Raw genomic sequence first — 1,667 nt, forward strand, 5'->3', positions numbered from 1 at the left:
GGTTAGTTCGGTGAGAGTTTTGAGGCGGATATCGGCGGGTGTGATGGTTTGCCGGGTTTTTGTGAGGATGTTGCGGGTGTGCCGGACGGCGATGTTGATGGTGGTCAGTGAGACGCCGAACAGATCGGCGATGACCTGGCGTGGTGTCTGGTAGCGGTGGTGTAGCAGGGTGGCCAGGACTTGGTGGGTGAGGGTGACCCGCAGGGGGCGGCCGCCGCCGCGGGTCCGGTGGTGGCCGCGGTAGTTGTGCAGGAATTGTTCGTGGTGGGCCTGGTAGGGAATGGTCAGCCGGGTGATCAGGTCATGCCATGCGGGGTCGGGCATGCCGGTGATCGCTGGGTGGATCAACGGGGTCAGGTGTGCCAGCGGCGGGGCTGGTGGGCTGGTGGGTGGGGGTGTGGCTGGTTCCGGGCGCAGGGTGTAGTTCCAGTCGCCGTGCCAGTCGTGGCGGTCCAGGGGCAGAGCGGCCATGGTGGCGTCGGTGACGGTCTTCCCGACGGGGTAGAGGCCGGGGTCGAGTTCGGCGTGCACGCTCAGGCCGGTTGTCGTGGTCGTCGCTGCGATCGTGTTGATGATGACGTCGTGGCTGTTCAGGGGCCGTCCGCGCCAGTTCGTGGAGATGTGGGAGAACAGGCGGTGCTCGATCTTGTTCCATTTGCTGGTGCCGGGTGGGAAGTGGCAGACGGTCACGGCCAGCCCGGTGTCGGCGGCGAACGCGGCGAGTTCGGCTTTCCAGGCGCGGGCGCGGGTGCTGTTGGAGCCGCCGGCGTCGGCGGTGATCAGCAGCCGGCTGGTGTCCGGGTAGCGTTGCCGGCCGTAGCTGTCCCACCAGCGCCGTAGCGTGGCGACGGCGAACGCGGCGGTGTCATGGTCGGTGCCGACACTGACCCAGCCGGTGTTCGCGGCCAGGTCGTAGACGCCGTAAGGGATGGCCTTGTTCGACCCCGGGTGCGGGAAGTCGTGGCTGAGCACGTGGACCGGCTCACCCGCCGGTGACCACTCGCGGCCTTTGTTGCCGTAATCACCGACCAGTTCTTTCTTCTTCGTGTCCACGCTGACCACCGGGTCACCCGCGCTCAGGTGCTCGAGGGCCTGCTCGTTGATGTAACGGAACTGCGCGTCACGGTCGGGATGTCGTTTGCCTTCCAGGGTTTTGGCGTTGGCCTGCAGACTAAATCCCAGCCGACGCAGGAGATCACCGACAGTGTCGTGACTGACCCGGTGACCTTGCCGAGTCAGTTCACCGGCAAGATGCCGCAGCGATTTGGTCGTCCACCGTAACGCTGACATCGGATCGCCGCGCTGGTCCGGCTCGACCAGGGCAAGCAGTGCCGGCAGCAACGTCGGGTCCTGCTCGATGACCCGTTTACGGCCTCCACCAGCCTGCCGGACCCGATCGAGCACCGGCGCTCCCGCCTCAATCTCGTCGACGCCCAGCGCCACGGTCGCTTCACGAGCACCGGCTGCCTGCGCCACCGCCCGGATCCCGCCATGACCCAGCACCCGAGCCTCAGCACCCAGTAACAACCGCTGCTGCCGCTCATTCAGATGCGGCAAGATCACCTCGAACTTCGCCGCCAACATCGACCGCACCTCATCCGTGACCGCCATAACAGATCAACGAATCGAAATCAGTCAAGCAACGGCTTGTTCTCTTACGAGCCCTT

Annotated in this window: 1 protein-coding gene; it reads right to left on the bottom strand. The window is 65.6% G+C overall.

What is annotated here, in order from left to right; genetic code table 11:
* The coding region (locus Apa02nite_RS50680; RefSeq protein WP_203831571.1) for an ISAzo13 family transposase at positions 1-1,611 on the bottom strand (1,611 nt) is incomplete at its 3' end.
* Positions 1,612-1,667 lie beyond the last annotated feature (56 nt).

It is taken from the genome of Actinoplanes palleronii, assembly GCF_016862315.1.
Taxonomy (GTDB): domain Bacteria; phylum Actinomycetota; class Actinomycetes; order Mycobacteriales; family Micromonosporaceae; genus Actinoplanes; species Actinoplanes palleronii.